Here is a 16830-nt window from a genome sequence, read left to right as displayed (position 1 = left end):
CTCGGCCCGGCCCGGGAGGGCCAGCCGCCGGCACGTCTCGGTTATCACGGACGGATCGCAACCGTCTACTGGCCGTGATATCGCGTGGCTGAAACCCTCGGGGGAAAGCACGGAGAAGAAATAAACGTAACAAGACCGTGCAACATGCCGATCCACCCGCTCCAGCCAGATAGCCTCTGCTTCACCGGGAGCCGGAAAGAATGCGGGGAGGTGACGGTGTTCGACTATGACGTCCTCGTCATCGGGTCCGGACCCGGCGGGCAGAAGGCTGCGATCGCGGCAGCCAAGCTCGGCCGGCGGGTCGCGATCGTGGACAAGCGGGAGATGATCGGCGGTGTCAGCATCAACACTGGCACGATCCCGTCCAAGACGCTTCGGGAGGCCGTTCTCTATCTGACCGGCATGTCGCAGCGCGAGCTGTACGGGTCGAGCTACCGGGTCAAAGACGACATCACCGTGGGTGACCTGTCGGCCCGGACCAGACATGTCATCAGCCGAGAGATCGACGTCATCCGCAACCAGCTCAGCCGCAACCACGTCACGCTGCTGACGGGTCTGGCGAGCTTCATCGACCCGCACACGGTGAGCGTGCGGGCGGCCGGCGACATCGAGGACCGGCGGGTCTCGGCCGAGCGGATCATCATCGCCACCGGCACCCGGCCCGCGCGGCCGGACACGGTCGACTTCGACGGTCGGACGGTGGTCGACAGCGACCAGATCCTGGCCCTGGAACGGCTGCCGCGGTCGATGGTCGTCGTCGGCGCCGGGGTGATCGGCATCGAGTACGCCTCGATGTTCGCCGCGCTCGGCACCAAGGTGACGGTCGTCGAGCGGCGGGACCGCATGCTGGACTTCTGCGACGTCGAGATCGTCGAGGCCCTGAAGTACCAGTTGCGGGACCTGGCGGTGACGTTCCGTTTCCGCGAGTCGGTGGTGTCGGTCGAGCGGCACAACGGCGGGACGCTCACCCTGCTGGAGAGCGGCAAGAAGCTGCCTGCGGACACGGTGATGTACTCGGCCGGACGCCAGGGGCTCACCGACATCCTCAACCTGCCGGCGGCGGGGCTGTCCGCGGACAACCGCGGCCGGATCAAGGTCGGCTCCGACTTCCGCACCGAGGTCGAGCACATCTACGCCGTGGGCGACGTGATCGGTTTCCCGGCGCTCGCCGCGACCTCGATGGAGCAGGGCCGGTTGGCGGCCTACGCCGCGTGCGGCGAGAACGTCAACGCGATGCGGGCGGAGCTCATGCCGATCGGGATCTACACGATCCCGGAGATCTCCTACGTCGGGCGGACCGAGGACGAGCTCACCGAGCTCGCGATCCCGTTCGAGGTGGGCATCGCCCGGTACCGGGAGCTGGCCCGCGGCGCGATCCTGGGCGACTCGTACGGGATGCTGAAACTGCTGGTCAGCCCGGAGGACCGGCACCTGCTCGGGGTGCACGTCTTCGGGACCGGCGCCACGGAGCTGATCCACATCGGCCAGACCGTGATGGGCTGCGACGGCACCATCGACTACCTGGTCGACAGCGTGTTCAACTACCCGACGCTGGCCGAGTCCTACAAGGTCGCGGCGCTCGACGCGATGAACAAGATGCGGGCCGTCGCCCGCTTCAGCGGCTGATCTCGGGCCGCCGCAGCGGGGACCCACCGCATCCGCAGTACGCACGCACCCCCGTCGCGGGCCGAGGTACAGCTCCCGGTCCGGAGCACGCGACGGGGGGACGAGGCCGCTATCCGACGGCCGCTATCCGACGGCCGCGGAGGCCCTCGCCGCCTGCCAGGCCAGCGCGGACAGCCCCTGCACCGTGGTGATGCCCGACCGCATGGTCGGGCCGTTCTTCGTGTAGACGGCCATGACGTAGTCGCGTCCGGCGCCGCGGACATGCGCCAGGCTGGTGATCACCCAGCCGCTGGTGCGGGGCAGCCAGCCGTTCTTCAGCTCCACCCGGACCCCCGCCGGCACGCCGCCGGTCAGGCCCCACCGCTGCGCCGGGATCACGGTCTTCAGCAGGCCGCTCACCACGGCGCGCCCGGCGGCCGACAGGGTGCCCGGGTAGGAGAGAGCGCGCAGCACGGCGAGCTGGTCGGCCCCGGTGGTCCGGGTCAGCCCCCACTTGCCGCCCGGGCCCGCCGTCGTCGCGTGCATGCCGAGACGGGCGAAGAACGCGTTCATCGCGGGCGCGCCGCCGACGTCGGCCCACAGGGCGCTCGCCGCCGCGTTGTCGCTGACCGAGATCATCCGCCGGGCGAGCGCCTGCTCGCGGGCCGTGAGCCGCCCCGATGCGCCCGCCCGCTGCACGAGCGCCGTGAGGATGTCGAGCTTGACCGAACTCGCCGTCTCGTAGCCGGCGACGGCCGGGTCGGTGTAGACGGCCGTGGTGCCGGCGACCGCGTCGTACATGGCGACGCTGACGTGACCCGGCCGGCCCGCGAGGTAGCGGCGGAACCTCGCCGCCAGGCCGGTCGACGCGGCGCCACGCGCCGCCGCGATCGGCTCGACGACGGTGCGCGGCTCGGGCACGGCGAGCGCCGTGGGCCGCAGCGCCGTGCCGAGCACCGATGACGGCGCCTGCGTCCCCGCAGCCTCCACCCGGCGGCGCACCAGCGCCGGGCTGATCGGCTCGAGGTCTCCCGCCGCCGTGGCCGACACCGTGGCAGGCACGCCGGCAGCTACAGAGCCACCCGCCCCCGCCGACCCCGTGGCCTCACCGGCCGGCCAGTACATCGCGCCACCGGCCACGCTGGTGACGGTCAGCAACACCACGCTCGCGCCCCATCGGCGCGCCATTCGTACCCGCACGCCGCCTGTCTAACTAAGCCGGACCTTTAGCAGAAGAGGACGGACAAAACGACATCCACCTTTTACCGCTACGACAAGGAGACCAGAAAAACCGACAACGATGTTTCCGTCACGATGAACGGACAAGACCTTGAAGCACCGTATTAGAACCGGCTCGGCTGGGTGACATCTTTGCGCCGAACCGCAGTTATCTGAATACTCAGGACGGTGGTACCGAATCCTGCCCGGCGCAGCCCGGATCGGATCCGGGTCGGTGATGGGAGGGCGCATGGCGAAGCAGAGTGCCGAGGCTGGGGCCCGGCCGATTCGGGACGGGGCCGCCCGGCCGGCCGGACTGTTCGTCGGCCTCACGACCCTCGACACGATCTACCTGGTCCGACGCCCACCCGAACCCGACGAGAAGATCGTCGCCGAGGATCTGGTGGTCGCCGCGGGCGGCCCGGCGACGGGCGCGGCCGTGGCCTTCGCCCATCTCGGGGGACGGGCCACGCTCGTCAGCGCGGTCGGGTCCGGGCCGCTGGCCGCCGCGGCCCAGGAGGATCTCGCCACGCTCGGGATCCGACATCACGATCTACGGCCGGGGGAACCGATCCTGCCGGTATCCGCGATCATGGTCAACGCGGCGGGCGGGGAGCGGGCGGTGGTGTCCGCGCACGGCGCGCTGCCGGGTGCCGCGCCGGCGGCCGCGGGCGCCGCGCGGGCCCTGCTCGCCGGGGCGGATGTCGTCCTCGTCGACGGCCACCAGCTCGACGTCGCCGTCGACGTCCTGGGCTCGGCCGGGCGGGCGCCCGTGGTGTTCGACGGCGGCTCCTGGAAGCCGGGCACCGAGCGGCTGCTCCCCCACGTCGATGTGGCGCTCTGCGGAAACGCCTTCCGGCCGCCGGGAGTCGGCGGCGGCGACCCGGACGGGGTGCTGCGCTATCTGCTGGCGCGCGGTCCCTCGTTCGCCGCGGTGACCCACGGTCCCGGCCCGATCCGGTGGGCGACCGCCCACGCCGGCGGGGAGATCCGGCCCCCCGCCGTCCGCGCGGTGGACACCCTCGGCGCCGGCGACGTGTTCCACGGCGCGTTCGCCTGGTCGATCGCGGTCCTGCCCCGGCTCACCACCGCCGGGATGGTGGCCGCACTCGCCGCGGCATCGCAGGTCGCGGCCCGGTCGGTGACACGCTTCGGCACGCGCTCATGGCTGGCCCAGGACGTCGAGACGCCTACGTCCTGAAGGACCGGCGGCTCAGGGGACGGGCGGCTCAGGGGACGGGCGGCTCAGGGGACGGGCGTCCCCGGTTCGTCCGGGGCCAGCCGGACCAGGTAATCGGCACGCATCGCCGTGCGGTCCACCAGGCGCAGATTTTCGAGATCGTTTTCCGCGACCCGTTTCCGGGCCGCCGGTCCGCCGCGCCCGCCGGTTGTGTGCCGGGCGATCAGACGGGTCCGGGCGATCTCCTCGTCGACCTGGAGAAACCACGTCTCGTCGCAGCATCCGCGCACCTGCGCCCATGCCTCGGTGTCCAGCAGCAGATAGTTCCCCTCACAGATCACCAGCCGCACGGTGGCCGGAATCCGGTGCCCTCCCGGGACCGGTGCGTCGTGCACGCGGCTGAACGAGGGCGCGCACACCTCCTCCGGCCCGCCGGCGCGTAACCGGGCCAGCAGCGACGCGTAGCCGGCGACGTCGAAGGTCTCGGGGGCGCCCTTGCGGTCGGCGAGGCCGAGCCGGGCGAGCGTGTCGTTCGGCAGGTGGAAGCCGTCCATCGGCGCCTGCGCGACGAGCCTCGGGCTCGTGCCATGGCGCGCGTCGAGCTCCGCCGCGAGCCAGTCAGCGAGGGAGCTCTTCCCCGCGCCCGGCGGCCCGGCGATCCCGAGCAGGAAGCGACCGCCACCGGCCAAGAGCGCCTGTGCCCTCGCCAGCACGGCCGCCCGGCCGATCAGCACGCCGGGCCGGGCCGGCGGACAGGGGTCCATGCGTTGATGGTGTCACCGGCCCGCGGCGGGTCAGAAGGACAGGCCGGTGGCGATCGCGGCCGGCACCGCTGGGGAGCCGGTCTCGCCGAGGCCGTGGATGCGCGCCCCTCGGGGCCGCCCGGGTCCTCGGTCATCCCGACGCTGAAGGGTGCGGCCGACGGTGGCGAGCACCGCGACCAGCGGTTTCAACCGCGGGTAGATCTTCGCCCACACGCCCCGCCGACGTCCAGATGTCGGCTGACCCCCGCCGGTCAGGTCGGGCGCAGCAGTCGGCGCAGCAGCTCGTCGACGGCGGCGCGGGCGTGGCGGATCGCGGCACGCTGGTTGTCGGCCCGGGCTACGAGCAGGGCGATTTCGTTCATGGAGGCGAGCAGCACGTGCGCGAACAGGTCGACCATCGAGGCGTCGAACACGCCTTCCCGGCCGAGTTCCGCGACCGTCTGCTTGATCTTGCCGAAGGCGTGCCGCTCGTCCAGTTCCCGCCAGCGCGCCCAGCCGAGGACCCCCGGCGCGTCGATGAGCAGGATGCGCTGCACGACGGGGTCGCCCGCGATGCCGATCCAGGCCATGCAGCCCAGGCGCAGCGCGGTGGCGGGGTCGCCCCCGCTGTCGGTGCCGACCGCGGCCACCAGCCGGCGGCCCACGTCCAGCTCGACCGCCTCCAGCACCGCGTCGAACAGTGCGTCCTTGCCCTTGAAGTGGTGGTAGAGCGAACCGCGGCTGACCCCGGTCTCGGTGAGGACGGCGTCGATCGAGGTGCCCTCGTAGCCTCGCTCGGCGAACAGCCGGGTGGCGACGCCGAGCAGGTGCTCCCGGGTCGCGGCACCCCGTTCGACGTTCCTGCTGGATGGGTTCATGGGTACCTCGTGACTCGGAGTCGACATCCCATTGTCGGGCCGCGGCCGAGCCATCCACCCCCGCAAAGCGCCATCGATGTGGCTAAAGCCGCAAAATGTAGTAAAGCGAAAGGAACCCGCAGGCCGCGGCGGGCCGCGGACTCGGCGGCGGCGCTGGAGTGCGAGCTCGTGCGGGAGGTCGCGCCCGGCGACCATCTCTCATCGCCCTGCTACGCGTTCATGCGCTCAGCTCGGACACGAGCGTGGCACCGTTGGTGTTCCACCACAGCCGGTTCCGCCAGCTCGTGGCCCACTGACCAGCCGTCGAGTCCAGCCGTCGAGTCCAGCCACCGAGTCCAGCCACCGAGTCCAGCCACCGACCCGCCCCGGGGGTGCCCGTGCCGTTCCGACTTCCCGACCTCGATCTCGACCTGCCGATCTGTCTGACCTGCGGGGTGCAGTACGGCGCCGCGCGGGTCGACTGCCCGGTCTGCGAGGACGAGCGGCAGTACGTCGGCTGGGAGGGACAGCGGTGGACGTCGCTGGCCCGGCTGCGCGCCGACGGCTACCACGGCGTGCTGCGCCCGGAGGGTGAGCGGGTGACCGGCGTCGGCGCCGAACCGAAGATCTCCATCGGGCAGCGGGCGTTACTCGTCCAGACCGACGCGGGCAACATCCTCTGGGACTGCGTGCCCTTCCTCGACGACGACCTCGCCGGCCGGGTCGCCGAGCTCGGCGGCGTCACCGCCATCGCGATCAGCCACCCGCACTTCTACGGGGCGATGGTCGACTGGAGCCGGGCCTTCGGCGGTGCCCCGATCTACCTCCACGCCGCGGACGCCGAATGGATCGGCCGACCGGACGATGCCGTCGAGCTGTGGTCCGGCGATGCGCTGCGGATCGGCGACGGGCTGACCCTGATCAACGGCGGGGTGCACTTCGCCGGCGGCACGGTCCTGCACTGGGCGCAGGGCGAGGGCGGGCGGGGGGCACTGTTCTCCGGCGACATCCTGCAGGTGGTCCTCGACCGCCGGTGGGTGAGCTTCATGTACAGCTACCCGAACTACATCCCGGAGCGGCCCAGCGTCGTCCGTCGGGCGCTGGCCCTGCTCGAACCGTTCGATTTCGACGCCGTCTACGGCGCGTTCTGGCAGACCGTGGTCCACGCCGACGGCCAGGCCGCCGTGCGCCGCTCCGCCGACCGCTACCTCCGCTTCGTCACCGACACCCCCTAGCCCGACCCCTGTACCTGCTTGTCCAGAGGGATGAATCGGACACCGAAGCCTCCGGACAAGCAGGGGAGTGGGCCGCTCCGAGGTGGCCTGCGAGACTTCTGCCCGACGGCTGGACCGGCGCGACTCCCGGAGGTCCGATGGCGCAGCACGACCCTCTCCGCGAGGACGACCCCCGGCAGGTCGGGCCGTACACGCTGTTGGAACGCATCGGCGCCGGCGGCATGGGCGTCGTCTACCTGGCGCGCGACCCCGGCGGTCGGCGGGTCGCGCTGAAGATCCCGAGCAGCCCCGGCCACGGCCACCAGATTCCCCAGGCGGACGAGCGCTTCGTCGACGAGGTGGCGACCCACCGGATGCTGACGAGCGAACGGGTCGTCCGCTTCCTCGACGCCGATGTCGGCGCTCGCCCACCCTGGGTGGCGCTCGAGTACGTCCAGGGCGCCAACCTGGGCCAGGTCGTGGCGCAGGCCGGCGTCTTCCGGGACCGCTTCCTGCTGGCCCTCGCCGCCGAGCTCGCCGAGGCGGTGGCGGACATCCACGCGCACGGCATCGTCCACCGCGATCTGCACCCCGCAAACGTCATCTGCCTGCCGAACGGCATCAAGGTCATCGACTTCGGTCTGGCCCGCGTCCAGGCGGACGACGAGAGCCTCACCACCCAGGGGCCGCCCATCGGCGTCCCGGCCTTCATGGCGCCGGAGCGGTTCGCGGGAGTCGTCACCCGGGCGTGCGACGTCTTCGCCTGGGGGTGCTGCGTGGCCTACGCCGCCGCCGGGACACCACCGTTCCCGAACGCGACGCCCCGCGACGCCTACGCCGCCGTCGCGGGCTCCCCACCGGTACTGACGAACCTGCCCGGCGACCTCGCCGACCTGGTCGGCCGGGCGCTGGCGAAAAGGCCGGCGGACCGGCCGACCGCGTCCCGGGTGGCCGCCGAGCTGCAGGGGCTCGGAGTTCCGGTGACCCGACCGGCCGCCGTGCCCTGGCCCGCGCGGGCGCTCCCGCTGATCAGCCAGGCCGTCCCCGTTCCGTACACGGGTGGGTCAGACCCGGTCACCACACCGAGCCATCCAGGCTACCCAGGCCACCAGAGCCACTCAGGCCACCAGAGCCACCAGAGCCACCCGGGCCATCAGAGCCACCCGGGCCCCGGTGAGTCGGCGCCGATCGATCGCCACGGCCCTGGCGCCGTCCTGGGGGCGGCGGTCGGGGCGGCGCTGTGCCTGCTCGGCCTCGCGCTGGCGGCGGGGGGATACGCCGCGGGCGACGTCACCGGGCCGGTCGGCGCCGGTCTGGTGGCCGCCGCGGCGGGCGTGCTGGCGTTCGTCCGGATCGGCTCAGCCACCCGGTTCGCCCCGGTGGGCGTACCCGGGTGGCTCGTCCTGATGACAGTCGCCGCCGGCGGCGTCGCGGGCGGCCTGTTCGGACTGCTTCTCGCCCGCGAGCTGTGGGCTGGCAGCCCGCGGGCGGCCGCGGCGTCGGAGCTCGCCCTGGCCTGCTGCTTCGCGGCGGCGTTCGCGCTGTTCCTGCGAGGTCCGGCCGCGACGCGGCCGGACCCCACCCGGTAGGCGGGGCACCTGGCCCGCGGTCGGGGATCAGGGCACCAGGCGGGAGTGGCGGGACGTCTCCGTGAGCTTCGTGCCGAGCTGGCCGGCGACCTGCTCGGGCTCGACCCAGCGAACGCGGGTGCTGACGGAGTCGGGCACGGCGAGGCTACGGTCCTCGACGTGGAACAGGTAGGTCATGTCGTAGTGGACGTGTTCCGGTTCCCCGCGCTCCGGCGCGGCCTCGACGATCCTCGCCTCGACGTCGAAGGGGATGATCCCGTCGGGGATGACCATGTTCGTCTCCACCCCGGCGCGGCGGGCGGCGAGCCCCAGCGCCGCGCCGAGCAGGGATGAATCGCCCGCGGCGACGTGGCCGCCCGGCAGGTGCCAGGTGGACGTCGACGTGTCCATGATCTCAAGAACTCGCCAGTCGGGGGACACGATCGCGGCGCGGCAGGTGACGTGAGCCGGGGTCGTGCTACGGGCTGTGATAGCAGGCCCGTGCAGGGCAAGCACGACCAAGGACCGTATGAGGTCCATCTCGTCCGGGTTCGCCTCGATGTAGCCGAGGGCCACACCGATCACCGCGTTGTTGGTGACCGCCACGCTCAGAGAACGTACAGGTGTCGGGTGCTCAACACGGAACACCGGGGCGGGACACTCCGAAGTTGGTACTGCACACATACCCTCACTTACAGTGTCGACAAACCTGGCTATATCGGAAGAAATCGGAATGCCAGTTCGGCATAGTCCTGGACTTCCTCGTCCAGTCGCGCTGGCCCGCGGGATGAGGTGCGTGACGCTCGGCCACGCTCGACGCGGCGCACCCCTCCCCCTCGGCAACTCACCAGACCGCCCCGGTACTGCGACGGAGAGTGACAGTTGGTCATGCTTCGCGGCACGCCGGCCGAAACCTCTACGGCATCCCGCACGTCGATCGACCCTTCCCGAGATCGGGTGAAGCGGACAAACAGGGCAAGTACCCGCCTGCCGGGTACCCGGCTCCTACCATCGCCAAACCTCCTTCGTGCCGCAAATCCGAAATTTTGCTCTGCCTTCAGTCGAGGGGTGGCCTCGCCCCCAGGTCAGCGGGGATGCGGGCGGCCCTGGGCGGCGGGGTGCCCGGACGACGAACGCGCGGGCAATCGGCACCTGTGGGCGCCCGTTCGGGGGGCCTCGCACCGGTCGCGGTACCCCCGCCACCAGCGGTCGTGACGGCCAGCCGACACCTCGAGCAGGCGGCAGCCGACCACGACTAGGGTCGGCGGGAACGCATCGGCACAATGCCGACACCGGGCCGCCATCCATCGCCAGCCAGGCAAGCCGCCACCAGGTACGCCCTCACCGGGTACCTGGAGCGATGCGGCGGGTGGGCCCGGTCCACCGCGGGATCGAGCGGGAGGACCCACCGTGCCCGACAGCCAGGCTCTCGACGCGACGCGCCCGGGGCACCGTCAGGTCCGCCGGGCCACGGTGCTCCTCGCCGGGCTCGCCCTGACCGGGTTCGTCGGTCTGACGGCGGGCTGCGGCTCGGACGGCGTCGACCTGCCGAACCCGAGCGCCAGCGTGAGCCTGCCGACCGCGCTGCCCACGGCCCTGCCGACCGCGCTGCCGAGCGGCCTACCCACGGCCCTGCCGAGTGGCCTGCCGACGGCCCTGCCCAGTTCGCTGTCGACGTCCATCCCGGGGGTAGGGAAGATCGACACGGTGACCGGCCCGGCGGCGCTGCGCGGTACCAACGTCCCCGCGGACTTCCCCGTGCCGCCCGGGGCCGGCGTGAAGGTCGGCACGACCACCGGGAAGACCTCGACGGTGACGCTGTCGGGGGTGTCCAGCGACCGGGTGGCGACCTTCTACCGCACGGCGCTGCCGCAGGCCGGCTACCGGATCACCTCGGACGTCGGCATCCCCGGCGTCGCCCGCGCGCTGGCGTTCAACGGGCACGGCGTCACCGGGAGCATCGGCGCCGCGGGCCTCGGCCAGTCCAACGCGATCGCCGTCGTGTTCACGAAGCATTGACGCGGCGGGCGGACCGCCGGTCGCCCGGGCGCCGACGGGTGGGCTCACACCGGCGCGGGCGCCAGGTCCGGCAGGTTGAAATACCCGCGGATCTCCGTCTGGACGGCCCGCGGCTCGCGGCGGGCATCGACCACGGCCACGAACTCCTTGCGCTGGAAGATCTCCATCACCGGCTGGGTCTTCTCGTGGTAGTCACGTAGCCGCACCGCCAACGCCTGCGGATTGTCGTCGGCGCGCTTGCGCAGCGGTGCTCCGCAGACGTCGCAGGTGTCCGGCATGAGCGGCCGGCTCGCTATCAGGTTGTAGTCCAGGCCGCAGCGGGAGCACAGCCGGCGGGCCAGCACCCGCCGGTAGACCTCATCGTCCGGGAGATCCAGGTAGATGACCCCGTCGATGTCGTAGCTCTCCAGAAAGAACTCCGCCTGCCGCGCGTTGCGGGGGAATCCGTCGATGATGAACCCGTAGTTCCAGTCGTGGTCGGCCAGCCGGGTGCGTACCACCGATTCAACGAGATCGTCACCGACCAGATGGCCGGCGGCGACCGTCCGCTTCACCTGGGCGCCCAGCTTCGTGTGATTCTGTACGTTCCAGCGGAAGACGTCACCGACGCTTATGTGGACGAGGTCGAAATCCCGTGCCAGCATCGTCGCCTGGGTTCCCTTGCCGCTGCCCTGTACTCCCATGATGACGAACTTGCGCACGAAATCCCTCTCCCGCTCGAATCGCAGGTTTCACAGGTGGTCGGCTGCGGACCGTCGTCCGGTCATTCCCTGCCGGGTACCGTATCCGCTGAACGAATGGGCCGGCCGGGAACCCACCCGCGTGAATGCGGCGTGGGCAACGACACATGTCCTGGTCAACGGCGTGACGGCCGGCGGGTGGACGCCGGAGAACCGCGGGCAGCGGGAGGTGACGGCCATTGCCGGCACGACCCCTCCGCGCGGCGGCACCACCCCGCGGATGGCCGTCACCGGCACGGAAAGGGCGGTCGCGCGAGGGCGGCCTCACCCGCACCGGGTGGCACCGACGCGCCACCCGCAGCGGCCGGCCTGGCGGATCCGGCCGGCGGGCGGCCCCCGCTCAGCCCCGCACGTAGCGGCGCGGCACCCAGGTCTGGCTGTCGATCGGGGGCCGTTTGTAGGCCTTCTGCTGCCGTGGGGGCAGCACGACGCGCTCATGCGGCACGTCGCCGTACGGGACGACCGACAGCAGATGGCTGATCAGGTTGAGCCGAGCCGTGCGCTTGTCGTCGGCGTCCACCACGTGCCAGGGCGCCTCGCGAATGTCGGTGTAGGCGAACATCTCGTCCTTGGCCGCCGCGAAGTCCACCCATCTGGCCCGTGCCTGCAGGTCCATCACCGACAGCTTCCACTGCTTTCCGGGATTGTCGATACGGTCCTGGAAGCGACGTTCCTGCTCCTCGTCTCTGAGCGACAGCCAGTATTTCACCAGGACGATTCCGGAGCGGACCAGCGCCCGCTCGATCTGCGGGCAGGTGCGCAGGAAGTCGTCGTATTCGTCATCGGTGCAGAAACCCATCACCCGCTCGACCCCGGCCCGGTTGTACCAGCTCCGGTCGAACAGCACGATCTCGCCGGCGGCGGGCAGGTGCGCCAGGTAGCGCTGGAAGTACCACTGGGTGCGTTCCCGCTCGGTCGGCGTGCCCAGAGCGACGACCCGGCACTGGCGGGCGTTGAGCCGGTCGAGGATGCGTTTGATGGTGCCGCCCTTGCCCGCGGTGTCCCGCCCCTCGAAGATCACCACCAGCCGGAATCCGGTATGCCTGACCCATTCCTGCAGGCGGACCAGCTCGGTCTGCAGGCGGGCGAGTTCCTTCTCATACTCCTTCCTGGAGACCCTGCGCGCAGTGATCCCCGCCGCGAGGGCCGCCGCGGTCGAGGGATCGACCGCCCCCGTCCCGGCGGGTCCGGCGGGTCCGGCGGCGTCCGGCGACCCGGCGGCGCCTCGGGCCACCCCACCACCGTCATCGGCCCTGTCCCCCGCCCGCCCGCCGTGCCGCCCCTGCGCCCTGTCCCCCATGTCCGTGTCCCCCATGTCCCTCCTGCTCTCCCTGCTCTCCCTGCCACCGCTCCTGGCACCGCTCCTGGCACCGCTCCTGACACCGACAGCTCTTCCCGACGCCGGGCTTGCGCACCGCCGCGGCGGGCCCGCCGGCCACCATCGACCGCCGCCGCGACCAGGCGCGGGGGCCACCCGTCCGACGCAGGCCCTACCGGTGCAGGATGACAAATCATTAAAGAGCAGGATGTGGATGGGAATCGGGGACGTGGGAAACGGCCGCGCGGGTGGCGACCTCCCGGATTCCAGGGAGGAAACGCGGGTGTCGAGGGGACTGCGGCGGGCAGTCGGTGCGGCTCTGGCCGCGGCCGCACTGACGGTCGGGCTCGGGGCGTGCGGCTCCGGCGACGAGGCGCCGGCACCGCCGGCCGAGGTCGTGCTGAACCGGGGGCAGGACTCCTCGATGCCGTTCCGGACCGACGCCGAGGGTGAGGTCCTGCTCGACGTCACCACCGCCGCGCCCGGCGTGTCGTGGGGTTCGCCGGGCAGCGAGTCGGCCGTGGTGTCCCTGTTCGTCGACAACACCTACGCCACCGACGTCGTCATCCCCGCCTCGTTCCCGATCAAGCGGAGCCTGGCGCTGGGCCACCTCGCCGCCGGCGACCACACCCTGCGGGCGCAGTTCGCCGCCGACCGCTCCCCACAGGCGGCGGCCTCGGCCCGCCTGACCGGTTTCACCTTCCGGACGGTGACGCCGCAGGACAACGGCTACCAGGCGCTGGCGCACGCCCCGGTGGTGTACGGCCGCACGACGCCGCTTTCCGCGGCCACCGCCGGCGGCGCGGGCGCGGCGGCCGCCGCGGACCCGCTGGCCGGCGGACCGTTCCAGAACGCGATCACGGACACGCCGCTGCTGGCCTTCCACTCCGAGGCGCCGACCGCGATCTCCGGGCACCGGCTGCTGACCTACTCGATGGTGTGGAGCAACGAGGACAGCGGCACGTCCACCCCGGCGCTGATGGCCCAGTGGGGCCGCACCACCGACATCGAGTGGACCTACCAGGTGGAGATCGATGCCGCGGGCAACGCGATCCCCGGCAGCGCGGTGATCCAGGGGCCGGACCACGCGACGCAGCCCTTCACCGGCCGCTACGAGGGCGGCCATCCGGTGCTCGGGACCTGCACGCTGAACAACGGCATGTGCCAGAACCCGGACGGCCCGATGCGGTTCGCCCTGTCCGCCGCCGACACCCTCGACCCGAGCGCCGACGCCCGCGAGCGGGAGATGGACCGCAACCCGTGGACCTACTGGGTGATGTCGCAGGAGGTCGCGCGCGAGGGCAAGGTCGACGAGGACAAGACGCCGAACTCCATCACGAAGATCAGCGACCCGCGCAACTACCTCTACCTGATCATTCGTAAGAGCACTGTGGGGCCGCCGAACACGGAGAACAGCTGGGTCGGCCTGTCGGTCGGCGTGCGGCTGTCCGGCAACGGCGAGACCTACCGGTCGAACAAGATCTACCCACTCTGGGCAATCGCACGGGACACGCCCGCCGCGACCGCCGTCGAGCTCCCGCCCGGCACGGTCGCCGAGGACATCTCGACGATCGAAGCCACCCGGGTCGTCGGGGCGGGCGTCGACCGGGGCGCCCGTATCAAGGTCGACTCGATCGAGCGGGCGTTCCTGCTCGGACCGGACGGCCAGCCGCAGCAGTCGTTCCTGTTCACCCCGGCGAAGGCGACCCTGAGCCAGGCCGCGCCGACCGCGACCCTGTTCCGCCGCCCGCAGGGCGGTTCCTGACGCTGCGGCCCCGCCGCCGCACCCGCTCGCCCGCCCCGCCCCTCCCCGCCGCAGCCCCCCGGCACCGCGGTGCGGGGCCGGGGCACCACGGCGGGGGCGGCACGTGAGTGCCGGCACCGCGGTGCCGTCCCGTCGACGCCCCCGCCATCCCGCTACCGCCATCCGGCGGTGCACCTGAGTGGCACCACCGTGGTGCTGCCCCGCCCGGCCACGCTGCTCGGGGGACCAGCCGCTCGGGGGACCGGCCGGTCAGACGCCGGTGCGCAGCGCCGAGAGCAGAGCCACGTCACCGAAGGCGGCCAGGTCGGGATGGTCGAACGGCAGGCGCCCCCACAGGGCGAGCAGCACGCGGGCGGCGGGGCCGCGCAGGGCGGCGTCCCCCTTGGCATGCTCCCGGGTCACGGTGACGTCGTTGCCGGCCAGCGCGACCAGCCACTCCCCCTCGACGTCGGTGAGATGGACGTGGACGCCGCCGTGCGCCAGCCCGGTGGTCGCGCGGGCGCGCTCACCGGGCAGCAGGATGGTCAGCAGCTCGTCCACGCCGTCCGCGGCCACCTCCGCCGCGGGCGGGCGGGCGGTGCCGATCGCGTTGTCGGCGTCCCAGCGGTGCACGGTGAGTTCCTGCGCGAGTCGGCGGCGCCAGAACCCGGCGACGGGCGGCGCGACCCCGGTGTGGTTCCAGGCCGGCAGGGCGGGATCGGTCTCCCGCAGCACGCGCAGCAGGTCGTCGAGGGAGCGCCGGTAGTAGGCGATCAGCCCGTCGTCGTCGGTGGGCGCGGGCGGGTTCGGTGGCGGCGGGTCGGTGGTGCCCCGCGGCACGACGACGCTGACGCTGTGCAGTAGGCGGCCGACGTGCCGCAGCAGGCGGCGCGAACTCCAGCCCGGGCAGGTCGGTACGGGACTGTCGAGATGCTCGCTGGTCGCCGCCAGCAGCGCGACGCCCTCGGCCTCGATGAGCGCGAGATGGTCCACCGGCCCGAGTCTGGCAGGACGCCGCGTCCACCGTCGTCCCATCCGGGCAGCTCAGGATGCGCCCCGCGGCGGACCGCTCGGTCCTGGCTGGTGCCGGGAGCAGGAACGTCCGCCCGGCGCCCCCGGCGGACGTTCGCGGCCCACGCGTTAGTTCGCCGGAACGATCTGAGCGGGTGCGCCGATCTGGGCGGCCAGCCTCGTCCAGTGGCCGTCGGCCGTGTTGAGGGCGTCGGTCGTGCGCTGGAGCAGGACCGGCGGCGGCAGGGCGGTGCCGTCGAAGAGGTTCCCGCAGGTGGTGACGGCCTGGGCGTAGGCGGCGGCGCCGTCGGTCCAGGTCTGGCTGGCGGTGGCGACGGGCGGCACGCCGAGCACGGCGATCCGGTCCACGGCCTGACCGAGCTGGACGCACGCCGGCCTCAGCGCCGTGCCGTCGGCCGCCTGGATGTCCGCCCGCACCGTGTTGACGGACGTGACGATCTCGTCGCGGATCCCGGCGGTGGCGGCGTACCAGGTGGCTAGCTGGGCCTTCACATCGATGGTCGGCGGGACCGCCGCGCCGGCCTCGGCCTGCGTGCCACCGCCGCCCACGACCAGGTACACCGCCGTCACCGCGCCGGCGCCGGCCACGCCCAGGATCGCGAGGCCCCGGCGGCGCTCCTGGCGGGACAGCTCTTCCCAGCTGCGGTAGTCGTTACGGCGCCGGCGCACGGATCCCCCACATCGCGAGAAGTAACCGACAGAACAGACGCCTGAATCAACCCGGACGTTGCGCCCGGATCGCGGCCGGCCGGACCCGAGCCTCCCCGACCAGGCCCACATCCTCGCCGGACCGTCCTGCACCCCCGCCGGACCGTCCTGCACCCCCGCCGAGCCCTCGCCCGACCATCCTGCGCCCCTGCCGAGCCCGCGCCGGACACCACCGCCGCGCCACCCCGCGGTGGGCCGCCGGAGCACCCGACGACGTTTGTCACATTCTCGATTCGGCCGTGCCCGGAGCGCCTCGAACGTATGCCAGGTGAGAACGGCCGTGCACCAGCCAATGCAGACGCGCGTTCCGCGGGCCGCGCGCCGGACGCGCCGAGAAAATTCGGCCGTTTCGGTGGACGAGACGCCGGGAAAGCGCACGATATCGGAGGGGGCCATCCACGGCGTCGGCGTGCATCGTGGCGCATCGCCGGCCCGGCCGGAGGGATCAGGCGACGATCATTTCGGTAGCGGCATCCGGCAGCGCGAATTTCCGCGCCCGGCACGGTGCCCGACCGAACCATGTGTCGCCGCCATGGGTGACCGCTGAAAAACGTGCACAAGGGGGCGTGAATGGTCGAGGGTGTGCCGTGCTGGTGGGAATCTGCTTCCTTGCCGGACGGGGCGGCGGACGACGACGCCGCGGCCTGGGCCGTGGTCGTGCTGGGTGGCACGGGCGGGCGGATCCGCGGGGTGGTCGGCCCGTTCCGCACCCCGGGCTACGCGCACAAGTACGCCCACGATGAGGGATTGCGCGAATGGCTCGTCGTCCCCGCCCTGTGTCTGACGCTGCCGGCCAGCCAGCAGGCCGCCGGGGTCGCGGTGCTGTGAGACGCCGCTCCCAGTGACCGCCCCTGCCCGCCGTCCGGCCGGGCGGCAGGCAGAAT

The 16830-nt window shown here is 72.3% G+C and carries 16 protein-coding genes; 7 read left to right on the top strand and 9 right to left on the bottom strand.

The genetic code is table 11. The features are described 5' to 3' along the window. Positions 1-216: 216 nt before the first annotated feature. Complete coding sequence (gene sthA, locus FRAQA3DRAFT_RS25990) at positions 217-1626, top strand: Si-specific NAD(P)(+) transhydrogenase (protein WP_009742029.1); 1410 nt, start codon at positions 217-219, stop codon at positions 1624-1626. A 123-nt stretch (positions 1627-1749) separates the two neighbouring features. On the opposite strand, the gene FRAQA3DRAFT_RS25985 is transcribed toward sthA, so the two are convergent. Then, positions 1750-2769 carry a serine hydrolase gene (locus tag FRAQA3DRAFT_RS25985; protein WP_232291769.1) on the bottom strand — a complete coding sequence of 340 codons (1020 nt, stop codon included), beginning with the start codon at positions 2767-2769 and terminating at the stop codon, positions 1750-1752. A 304-nt stretch (positions 2770-3073) separates the two neighbouring features. Between FRAQA3DRAFT_RS25985 and FRAQA3DRAFT_RS25980 the strand changes: the two genes are divergently transcribed. Continuing rightward, positions 3074-4024: a PfkB family carbohydrate kinase gene (locus FRAQA3DRAFT_RS25980; protein WP_009742027.1), complete on the top strand. Its 951-nt coding sequence runs from the start codon at positions 3074-3076 to the stop codon at positions 4022-4024. Positions 4025-4068: 44 nt separating this feature from the next. Here the strand turns inward: FRAQA3DRAFT_RS25980 and FRAQA3DRAFT_RS25975 are convergent, their stop codons facing one another. The 3 genes from FRAQA3DRAFT_RS25975 to FRAQA3DRAFT_RS25965 are packed head-to-tail and all read right to left on the bottom strand — an operon-like array spanning position 4069 to position 5624. Beyond that, positions 4069-4767 carry a nucleoside/nucleotide kinase family protein gene (locus tag FRAQA3DRAFT_RS25975; protein ID WP_009742026.1) on the bottom strand — a complete coding sequence of 233 codons (699 nt, stop codon included), beginning with the start codon at positions 4765-4767 and terminating at the stop codon, positions 4069-4071. A 30-nt stretch (positions 4768-4797) separates the two neighbouring features. Further along, entirely contained in the window at positions 4798-4980 is a 183-nt protein-coding gene (locus FRAQA3DRAFT_RS25970) for a hypothetical protein (protein ID WP_009742025.1), read from the bottom strand. Between the two features lie 38 nt (positions 4981-5018). Next, positions 5019-5624: a TetR/AcrR family transcriptional regulator gene (locus tag FRAQA3DRAFT_RS25965; protein ID WP_009742024.1), complete on the bottom strand. Its 606-nt coding sequence runs from the start codon at positions 5622-5624 to the stop codon at positions 5019-5021. A 377-nt stretch (positions 5625-6001) separates the two neighbouring features. Here FRAQA3DRAFT_RS25965 and FRAQA3DRAFT_RS25960 point away from each other — a divergent pair, with 377 nt between their 5' ends. Further along, the gene (locus FRAQA3DRAFT_RS25960; protein ID WP_009742023.1) at positions 6002-6838 is read left to right on the top strand and encodes an MBL fold metallo-hydrolase; all 837 of its coding nucleotides are present in this window, start codon (positions 6002-6004) and stop codon (positions 6836-6838) included. A 137-nt stretch (positions 6839-6975) separates the two neighbouring features. Then, positions 6976-8406 (top strand): serine/threonine-protein kinase, encoded by a 1431-nt coding sequence (locus tag FRAQA3DRAFT_RS31830; protein WP_009742022.1) that lies wholly within the window; start codon positions 6976-6978, stop codon positions 8404-8406. Positions 8407-8433: 27 nt separating this feature from the next. Here the strand turns inward: FRAQA3DRAFT_RS31830 and FRAQA3DRAFT_RS25950 are convergent, their stop codons facing one another. Then, on the bottom strand, positions 8434-8970 hold the full coding sequence (locus FRAQA3DRAFT_RS25950; protein WP_035923521.1) for an NUDIX domain-containing protein: 537 nt from the start codon (positions 8968-8970) through the stop codon (positions 8434-8436). 825 nt (positions 8971-9795) lie between these two features. On the opposite strand from FRAQA3DRAFT_RS25950, the gene FRAQA3DRAFT_RS25945 reads away from it, so the two are divergent. Then, positions 9796-10404: a hypothetical protein gene (locus FRAQA3DRAFT_RS25945; RefSeq protein WP_009742020.1), complete on the top strand. Its 609-nt coding sequence runs from the start codon at positions 9796-9798 to the stop codon at positions 10402-10404. Between the two features lie 44 nt (positions 10405-10448). On the opposite strand, the gene FRAQA3DRAFT_RS25940 is transcribed toward FRAQA3DRAFT_RS25945, so the two are convergent. Both FRAQA3DRAFT_RS25940 and ppk2 read right to left on the bottom strand, forming a co-directional pair. After that, entirely contained in the window at positions 10449-11105 is a 657-nt protein-coding gene (locus FRAQA3DRAFT_RS25940) for a nucleoside monophosphate kinase (protein WP_009742019.1), read from the bottom strand. Positions 11106-11484: 379 nt separating this feature from the next. Continuing rightward, positions 11485-12459 carry a polyphosphate kinase 2 gene (gene ppk2 / locus FRAQA3DRAFT_RS25935; protein ID WP_009742018.1) on the bottom strand — a complete coding sequence of 325 codons (975 nt, stop codon included), beginning with the start codon at positions 12457-12459 and terminating at the stop codon, positions 11485-11487. 286 nt (positions 12460-12745) lie between these two features. Between ppk2 and FRAQA3DRAFT_RS25930 the strand changes: the two genes are divergently transcribed. Further along, complete coding sequence (locus tag FRAQA3DRAFT_RS25930; RefSeq protein ID WP_035921532.1) at positions 12746-14227, top strand: hypothetical protein; 1482 nt, start codon at positions 12746-12748, stop codon at positions 14225-14227. A gap of 249 nt (positions 14228-14476) precedes the next feature. Here FRAQA3DRAFT_RS25930 and FRAQA3DRAFT_RS25925 read toward each other — a convergent pair whose 3' ends face one another. Further along, entirely contained in the window at positions 14477-15199 is a 723-nt protein-coding gene (locus tag FRAQA3DRAFT_RS25925; protein WP_035921530.1) for a maleylpyruvate isomerase family mycothiol-dependent enzyme, read from the bottom strand. Between the two features lie 147 nt (positions 15200-15346). Further along, positions 15347-15907: a hypothetical protein gene (locus FRAQA3DRAFT_RS25920; protein WP_009742015.1), complete on the bottom strand. Its 561-nt coding sequence runs from the start codon at positions 15905-15907 to the stop codon at positions 15347-15349. 609 nt (positions 15908-16516) lie between these two features. On the opposite strand from FRAQA3DRAFT_RS25920, the gene FRAQA3DRAFT_RS25915 reads away from it, so the two are divergent. After that, a complete protein-coding gene (locus FRAQA3DRAFT_RS25915; protein WP_009742014.1) occupies positions 16517-16774 on the top strand; it encodes a hypothetical protein in 258 nt (85 codons plus the stop codon). Positions 16775-16830: the final 56 nt, after the last annotated feature.

The organism is Frankia sp. QA3 (genome assembly GCF_000262465.1).
Lineage (GTDB): Bacteria > Actinomycetota > Actinomycetes > Frankiales > Frankiaceae > Frankia.
Note: the sequence above shows the minus strand (reverse complement) of the source record. Positions and strands in the feature narration are given on the sequence as shown.